7 protein-coding genes are annotated in these 8,073 nt (G+C 72.9%); all 7 read left to right on the top strand.

Annotated features, from left to right (window positions below):
• Positions 1 to 94: 94 nt before the first annotated feature.
• The 7 genes from ABD286_RS17140 to ABD286_RS17110 all read left to right on the top strand — a co-directional run bounded on the left by ABD286_RS17140 (position 95) and on the right by ABD286_RS17110 (position 8,056).
• Positions 95 to 1,297 carry an acetyl-CoA C-acetyltransferase gene (locus tag ABD286_RS17140; protein ID WP_344195710.1) on the top strand — a complete coding sequence of 401 codons (1,203 nt, stop codon included), beginning with the start codon at positions 95 to 97 and terminating at the stop codon, positions 1,295 to 1,297.
• Positions 1,298 to 1,323: 26 nt separating this feature from the next.
• Positions 1,324 to 2,286 (top strand): methylmalonyl Co-A mutase-associated GTPase MeaB, encoded by a 963-nt coding sequence (gene meaB / locus ABD286_RS17135; RefSeq protein ID WP_344195708.1) that lies wholly within the window; start codon positions 1,324 to 1,326, stop codon positions 2,284 to 2,286.
• A gap of 103 nt (positions 2,287 to 2,389) precedes the next feature.
• Positions 2,390 to 4,045: a protein kinase domain-containing protein gene (locus ABD286_RS17130; RefSeq protein WP_344195707.1), complete on the top strand. Its 1,656-nt coding sequence runs from the start codon at positions 2,390 to 2,392 to the stop codon at positions 4,043 to 4,045.
• Positions 4,046 to 5,839, top strand: a complete 1,794-nt coding sequence (locus tag ABD286_RS17125; protein WP_344195705.1) for an NAD(P)/FAD-dependent oxidoreductase — start codon at positions 4,046 to 4,048, stop codon at positions 5,837 to 5,839.
• Positions 5,836 to 6,300, top strand: a complete 465-nt coding sequence (locus ABD286_RS17120; protein WP_344195703.1) for a DUF4265 domain-containing protein — start codon at positions 5,836 to 5,838, stop codon at positions 6,298 to 6,300. The genes ABD286_RS17125 and ABD286_RS17120 overlap by 4 nt, the downstream gene beginning before the upstream one ends.
• A gap of 3 nt (positions 6,301 to 6,303) precedes the next feature.
• Positions 6,304 to 6,927 (top strand): GNAT family N-acetyltransferase, encoded by a 624-nt coding sequence (locus ABD286_RS17115; RefSeq protein ID WP_344195701.1) that lies wholly within the window; start codon positions 6,304 to 6,306, stop codon positions 6,925 to 6,927.
• 58 nt (positions 6,928 to 6,985) lie between these two features.
• A complete protein-coding gene (locus ABD286_RS17110; RefSeq protein ID WP_344195699.1) occupies positions 6,986 to 8,056 on the top strand; it encodes a GNAT family N-acetyltransferase in 1,071 nt (356 codons plus the stop codon).
• The last annotated feature ends 17 nt before the right edge of the window (positions 8,057 to 8,073 follow it).

Here is an 8,073-nt window from a genome sequence, read left to right as displayed (position 1 = left end):
TGTGGTCAGGGCCACCCGCCCGGGCCGACCCGTGCCCCGGGCGCGCGACTAGAGTGCCCGGTGAACCACACCAATGGCGCTGGAGGCTTGAACCATGTCTGACCGTCCCGTTTCCGTCATCGTCGCGGGGGCCCGCACCCCCATGGGCCGCCTGCTCGGCTCGCTCAAGGGCTTCAGCGGGGCCGACCTCGGTGGCGTCGCCATCAAGGGCGCGCTCGACAAGTCCGGCGTCGCTCCCGACCAGGTCGACTACGTGATCATGGGCCAGGTGCTCCAGGCCGGCGCCGGGCAGATCCCCGCACGCCAGGCTGCGGCCAAGGCCGGCATCCCGATGAACGTCCCGGCCCTGACGATCAACAAGGTCTGCCTGTCGGGCATCAACGCCATCGCCATGGCCGACCAGATGATCCGCGCCGGCGAGGTCGACGTCGTCGTGGCGGGCGGCCAGGAGTCGATGACCAACGCGCCGCACCTGCTGGAGAAGTCGCGCGAGGGCTACAAGTACGGCGACGTGACGATGCGCGACCACATGGCCTTCGACGGCCTGTGGGACGCGTTCACCGACCAGGCGATGGGGCTGCTCACCGAGCAGGCCAACACCGGCTCGCAGGAGTTCACCCGCGAGCAGCAGGACGAGTTCTCCGCGCGCAGCCACCAGCTCGCCGCCCGCGCCTGGAAGGACGGCCTGTTCGACGACGAGGTCGTGCCGGTGTCGATCCCGCAGCGCAAGGGCGACCCGATCGAGTTCAAGTCCGACGAGGGCATCCGTGCCGACACGACGACCGACTCGCTCGGCAAGCTGCGCCCGGCGTTCTCCAAGGACGGCACCATCACCGCCGGGTCCGCCAGTCAGATCAGCGACGGCGCTGCTGCCGTCGTCGTGATGAGCAAGGCCAGGGCGGAGGAGCTCGGGCTCACCTGGCTCGCCGAGATCGGCGCGCACGGCATGGTCGCCGGCCCCGACTCGACGCTCCAGCAGCAGCCGGCTCGCGCCATCGCCAAGGCCTGCGAGCGCGAGGGCATCACGCCCGCGGACCTCGACCTCGTCGAGATCAACGAGGCGTTCGCCGCGGTCGGCCTGGCCTCGGCCAAGGAGCTCGGCATCGACGTCGACAAGGTCAACGTCAACGGTGGCGCCATCGCCCTCGGCCACCCGATCGGCATGTCCGGTGCGCGCATCGCCCTGCACCTCGCGCTGGAGCTCCAGCGCCGCGGTGGCGGTGTCGGTGCGGCCGCGCTGTGCGGTGGCGGCGGCCAGGGCGACGCCCTCATCGTCCGCGTCCCCAAGAGCGCCTGACCCCGGCGACGACCGGAGACGACCGCTTGGCTCCCCGCACCGTCGACGTCCCTGCCCTGGTCGAGTCGGCCAGGGCAGGTTCGCCCCGCGCCGTCGCGCGCCTGATCAGCCTCGTCGAGGACGCCCACCCCGCCCTGCGCGAGGTCATGGCCGCGCTGGCCCCGCACAGCGGCAACGCGCACATCATCGGTGTCACGGGCAGCCCCGGCGTCGGCAAGTCGACCTCGACCAACGCGCTGGTGGCGGCCTTCCGCGCCCGGGCCAAGCGGATCGGCATCCTCGCGGTCGACCCCTCGTCACCGTTCTCGGGAGGGGCGCTCCTCGGTGACCGGATCCGGATGCAGGACCACGTCCTCGACCCCGAGGTCTACATCCGCTCGATGGCCAGCCGCGGCCACCTCGGCGGCCTGTCGTGGACGACCCCGCAGGCGCTGCGCGTCCTCGACGCCGCTGGGTGCGACGTGATCATCGTCGAGACGGTCGGCGTGGGGCAGTCCGAGGTCGAGATCGCGGGCCTCGCCGACACGACGATCGTCCTGCTCGCGCCCGGCATGGGCGACGGGATCCAGGCGGCCAAGGCCGGCATCCTCGAGATCGGCGACCTCTTCGTCGTCAACAAGGCCGACCGCGACGGCGCCGACGCCACCGTCCGCGACATCCGCCACATGATCTCCCTCGGCGACCGCACCGAGCCGAACCTCTGGCGCCCGCCCGTGGTCAAGACGGTCGCCGCGCAGGGACAGGGGATCGACGAGGTCATGGAGGCGCTCGACAAGCACGTCGCGTGGATGGAGGAGACCGGCACCCTGCGCGAACGCCGGGTCCGCCGCGCCGGCGACGAGATCGAGGCCATCGCCCTCCAGCAGCTGCGGGCCAGGATGGGCGACCTGCGGCACGGCAGCGGGGTGGACGAGCTCGCCGGCCGCGTCGTGGACGGGAGCACCGACCCGTATGCCGCCGCCGACCAGGTCGTGGCCGCCCTCCGCTGATCGCCGCGTCACCTCCCCGCAGGCAGGCGGGCCACGGGGCGCTGGAGTGTCCCGGCCCCGCGTCACGTCATAGGGTGGTCCGCGACCCGACGAAAGGATCCCTGTGCAGCCCGAGGTCATCGCCGGACGCTACGAGGTCGTGCGCGCCATCGGCAGCGGCGGGATGGGCACGGTCTGGCTGTGCCTCGACACCGTCCTCGGCCGTGAGGTGGCGGTCAAGCGCGTCGGAGCCCTGCCGGGGGAGCCCGCCGCTGCGGCCCGAGCCATGCGCGAGGCCCGGATCGCGGCCTCCCTCAACGACGCCAACACCGTCGGGGTCTACGACATCGTCGACCAGGACGACGCGCACTGGCTGGTCATGGAGTACGTCCAGGGGCAGAGCCTCGCCGAGACGATCCGTGACAGCGGGGCCCTGTCCCCGACCCGGGCTGCCGCCATCGGCAGCGCGGTCGCCGGCGCCCTGGCCCGCGCCCACGAGCGCGGCATCGTCCACCGCGACATCAAGCCCGGCAACATCCTCATGGACCAGGCCGGCACCCCGAAGATCAGCGACTTCGGCATCGCCCGGGCCCAGGCCGACGACCAGCTGACGCAGACCGGGTTCATGACCGGGACGCCCGGTTACCTCTCGCCCGAGCTCGCCCGCGGCGGCGACCCGACGTCGGCCTCCGACGTGTGGGCGCTCGGCGCGACCCTGTTCTACGCGGTGGAGGGTCAGCCACCCTACGAGTCGCAGGCGAACCCGCTCGCGACCCTGCAGGCCATCGCCTCCGGCGAGGCCCGCCCCATGGAGAAGGCCGGCCCGCTGGGCGGTGCCATCGCCGCCATGATGGCCGCCGACCCGCTCCAGCGCTGGGACATGGACACCGCCTCGGCCAGGCTGCGCGACATCGCTGCCGGTGACACCACGCTGGCCCTGCCCGCGGGCAGCACCCCGGGTGGCGGAGCGGCCGCAGCCGCAGGCGCTGGGGTCGCTGCGGCCGCCCTCGGTGGCGCCGCCGCGACCGAGTTCATCCCCGAGCCGGTCGAGTCCACGCAGCGGATGGAGCCGGCCGCTCCTGCTCCCGCCGCCCCCGCTCCCTACGCGGACGACCCGCCGCCGGCCGGGCCGCCTGCGGGCGTCGGAGGCGGACCCGTCGACCGGGACCCGGAGGAGGACCGCAGGCGGCGCTCGCCCCTGGTCCCGATCCTCGTCGGGCTCGCGGTGCTCGGCATCGTCGCGCTGGCGTGGATCCTCATGCGCCCCAGCGGTTCTGGCACCGACGAGACCGCGACCCCGCCGGCCACGACGACGGCACCGCAGGTCACCGAGACCCCGTCGTCGAGCTCGACGTCGGAGAGCAGCACGTCGAGCAGCACGAGCAGCACCACCACCACCACCACGACCACGACGACGACGACCAAGCCCCCGTCGACGACCACCACCACGACCGCCCCGGCGCCTGACAACGACGGCCTCGAGAGCTTCATCCAGGGCTACTACTCCGAGGTCACGAAGAAGAACAAGCGTGACGACACATTCGCGATGCTCACGCCCGCCTACCAGGGACAGACGGGCGGCCGGGACGGGTACGAGGCGTTCTGGTCGACCATCAAGTCGGTCGACGTCGGCGAGACGCAGGCCGATGCCTCGGCCGGCACCGTGATCGTCCAGCTGACCTTCAAGAAGGAGGACGGTGGCGAGTCCCAGGAGGTCCACCGGATCACGGTGGAGCCCAAGGGTGACTCGTGGTTGATCAGCGGCGACGGCCAGGCCTAAGTGACCACGGCGGCCGTCTCCGGGACCACGACGCCGCCTGCGCGCGTCCGGCCGGCGCTCGTGCTCGTCGTCGCCCCCGAGCACCTGCCGACCGTCGACAGCGAGTTCGCGCGCTACGCCCGGGACTACGACATCTGTTGTGCCGACAGTGTCTCCGGTGCTCGGCAAGTCGTCGCCGACGCCATCGAGCAGGGTCAGCCGGTGGCGTTGCTCGGGATCGGCTGGCACCTGCCCGGTGACAACGGCGGTGACGAGGACGGTGAAGGCGGTGAGGGGGACGGGCTCGGGGTCGGGCAGCACCACAGCGGCCTGGCCCTCATGGACGAGCTGCACGCCCTGCTCCCGACGGCCCGACGCATCTGCCTGACGGCCCGGGGTGACTTCGCGCTCTCCCTCCCCAAGCTCCGCGAGGCGCTCCAGCAGGGGCGCATCGACACGTACCTGCTCATCCCGCAGGGCCCGCGCGACGAGGAGTTCCACACCGCGGTCACCGAGTACCTCTCGGACTGGGGCTGGACCGCCTCCACCCCCGAGGTCGAGGGGGTCCAGATCGTCGACCTGGGGAGCTCGGCGGAGGTGGCGCGGATCCGCGACTTCCTCGACCGGATGGGCATCCCGCACCGCGTCCACCGCCCGGACAGCGAGGTCGGGCGCACGGTCCTGGGTGGGCTGCCCTCGGTCCAGAGCGGCGCGGCCCCGGCCTTCCCGGTCGTGGCCTCCGGCGGGCTCGGTGTCGGCACCGTCCTCGAGGGCGCCACCGCCCGCCAGGTCGCCCGCCTCGTCTACGGCTCGCCGCAGGTCGTCGACGACGACGACGTCGCCGACCTCGTCGTCGTCGGCTCCGGTCCGGCAGGGCTCGCGGCCGCCGTCTACGGCGCGTCCGAGGGGCTCGACACCGTGGTCCTCGAGGAGGACGCGGTCGGCGGACAGGCCGGCACCAGCTCGATGATCCGCAACTACCTGGGCTTCCCCCGAGGGATCTCCGGTATGCGGCTCGCGCAGCGGGCGCGCTTCCAGGCCACCCGGTTCGGGGCGCGGATCTACACCGGCCTGTCGGCCGAGTCCCTCGTGCCCGCCTCCGAGCCGGGAGGAGCCCACACCGTCGTGACCGAGGGCGGGCCGCTACGGGCGCGAGCGGTCCTCGTCGCGACCGGGGTGCGCTACCGCCGACTGGGGATCGAAGCCCTCGAGGAGCTCGTCGGGCTCGGCGTCTACTACGGCGCCGCGACGAGCGCGTCGCGGGAGATGGAGGACCGCGAGGTGTTCGTCGTCGGGGGAGGCAACTCCGCCGGACAGGCCGCCGTCCACCTCGCCCGGTACGCCCGATCGGTGACCCTGCTGGTCCGCAGGGCCGACCTCGCCTCGACGATGTCGGACTACCTCGTGCGTGAGATCGCCGCGACGTCCCGCATCTCGGTGCGGACCTCGACCCGGGTCACCGACGGAGGCGGTGACGGGCACCTCGAGTGGCTGGAGCTGACCGGTCAGGACGGGCCGGTCCGCGTGGACGCGGACGGCCTCTTCCTCCTGCTCGGAGCCGACCCCTGCGCGGACTGGCTCCCCGACTCCGTGGTCCGCGACGAGCGGGGGTTCGTCTACACCGGGCGCGAGGTGCCCAAGCACCTGTGGACCGGCGGGCGGCCGCCGGCGGCCCTCGAGACGACCGTGCCCGGCATCTTCGCGGCCGGCGACGTCCGGGCCGGCTCGATGAAGCGGGTCGCCTCCGCCAGCGGGGAGGGTGCCGCCACCGTCGCCCTGGTCCACGCCCACCTCACCGAGGACGACTCCGCGTGACCGGACCCGTGGCCGAGGACCACAGCGGCCGCCCCGTCCACGTCTTCGTCGCCCTGGAGGAGGACGAGGACGGCTACCCGCCGTACGAGGCCGAGGAGCTCGACGCCGTGATGCGCCCTGACGGGGCGTGCACGATCGTCGGCACCCCCGTCTTCACCAGCGGCCTGGCCGTCGAGGACATCGTCTCGGTCGTCGAGGTCGAGGACGGCCAGTGGTGGGTGACCGACGTGCTGCTCGAGTCCGGCCATGGTGTCGTGCGGGTCGTCCCCCTCGGTGAGACGTCGTTCGACGTGGTCGTCGAGGCCTTGGCGCGACTGGGCTGTCGGGCGCACGAGACGAGCTTCGGGCTGGTGGCCGCCGACGTGCCGCCCGAGGTGGATGCGCCGTCGCTCCTCGCCCTCCTCGCCGCCGGACGCGAGGACGGGCGCTGGGACTTCGACCTCGGCGTCGAGCCGGGCTGAACCGTGGCAGACCGTGCAGCCACCTTCGCGCAGAAGCCGATCCTGACCGGCGAGAAGGTCGTGCTGCGCCCGTTCGAGGACGGTGACCTGGCAGCGCTGGCGGAGGCCGTCGGCGACCCGGAGGTCGGCCGCCTCACCGGCTCCTTCCACTCGAGCGCCGACGCCGCCGAGCCACCGGACCCCGACGTGCTGCGTGACTGGTACTCCACGCGCAACCAGCAGACCGACCGCCTCGACCTCGCGGTCGTCGACCGGGCCACGGGGAGGTGCGTCGGGGAGGTCGTGCTCAACGAGTGGGAGCAGGACGACGCCAGTGCCAACTTCCGGATCCTCCTGGGACCACCCGGTCGTGACCGGGGCCTCGGGACCGAGGCCACCCGGCTCGTCCTGGCCCATGCGTTCGACCGGCTGGGCCTGCACCGGGTGTCGCTCGAGGTGTTCAGCTTCAACCCGCGCGCGCGACGCGCCTACGAGAAGGTGGGCTTCGTCGTCGAAGGGACCCGGCGGGACGCGCTGCGGTTCGACGGTCGGTGGGTCGACTCCGTGCTCATGGCCGTCCTCGAGGACGAGTGGCGCAGGCACCGAGGCCACCCGGAGACCGCACCCCCGGGACCGTCGGCCACCTGACCCTGCTGGACGCATAAACCCGTTGTGGCGTCGGCCGCCGTGGGCAGACACTCGTGCCATGACCGCACCGAGCACCGCGCACCCCACGAGCACGACCGCCGACCCGGCGGGACGCCGGGGCGAGGTCGTCGTGCGCGCCCTGGCCGTGGAGGACGACGCCGAGGTCGCTGCAGCGCACGTCGCCATGACGGCGTCGCGCAACCACGGGCGTCCGTGGGCCAAGCGGATGTCGCTGCGCGAGCTCGTCGTGGACCTGCGGGCGCCGAGCACCATGGAGCGACTCGAGCCGTGGGTCGCCCTCGTCGACGGCGAGGTCGCCGGACTCGCCCTCCAGTGGTTCCCGCTGCTCGACAACACCCGTTTCACGTGGGGCGAGGTCGACGTCCACCCGCGCCTGCGCCGCCGCGGTGCCGGTGGGGCGCTGGTCGAGCAGCTCGTCGAGCGCACCCGTGAGGAGGGCAGGTCGACGGTCCTGGTGGAGAGCCACGTGCCGGACGACGCGGGTGAGGACCATCCCCACGTCCGGTTCGCCGCGAAGCACGGGTTCGCGCACGCCAACACCGAGATCCGTCGCATCCTCGAGCTGCCGCTCGCCGCGAGCCGGCTGGAGGAGCTGGCCGCAGGCGCCGCCTCCCGGCACGTGGACTACCGCGTGGAGTCCTACGTCAAGAGGCTGCCGCAGGAGCTGCGCCAGTCGTACTGCGACTGCTGGAACCAGCTCGCCGTCGACGCCCCCACCGGTGACGTCGAGTTCGAGCCCGAGTCCCTCAGCCCGGAGACCTACCAGGAGGAGCTCGACCGCATGGCGGAGCAGGGGCGGACGATGATCCACACCGTCGCGATCGGCCCGGCGGGCGAGGTGGTCGCCTACAACGACCTCGTCCTGTCTCGCGACGACCCGGACGAGGTCATGCAGTGGGGCACCCTCGTGCGCCGTGAGCACCGCGGCCACCGGCTGGGCATGGCGGTCAAGGTGCGCGGTCTGCAGGAGCTGGCGCGGGTGGCGCCCGAGGCGAAGCGGGTTCAGACGTGCAACGCCGAGCAGAACGCCCACATGGTCGGGGTCAACGAGGAGCTCGGCTTCGTCAGGGTCGAGGCCCTGCTGGCCTACCAGCGCCACGTCGACTGACCCGGGCCCCTCGTGGG

The organism is Pedococcus aerophilus (assembly GCF_039532215.1).
Classification (GTDB): Bacteria; Actinomycetota; Actinomycetes; order Actinomycetales; family Dermatophilaceae; genus Pedococcus; species Pedococcus aerophilus.
Note: the sequence above shows the minus strand (reverse complement) of the source record. Positions and strands in the feature narration are given on the sequence as shown.

What these genes read in the sequence shown, in the direction of transcription:
- ABD286_RS17140 (WP_344195710.1), top strand. Translation starts at nt 95, where the DNA reads ATGTCTGACCGTCCCGTTTCCGTCATCGTCGCGGGGGCCCGCACCCCC.
- ABD286_RS17110 (WP_344195699.1), top strand. Translation starts at nt 6,986, where the DNA reads ATGACCGCACCGAGCACCGCGCACCCCACGAGCACGACCGCCGACCCG.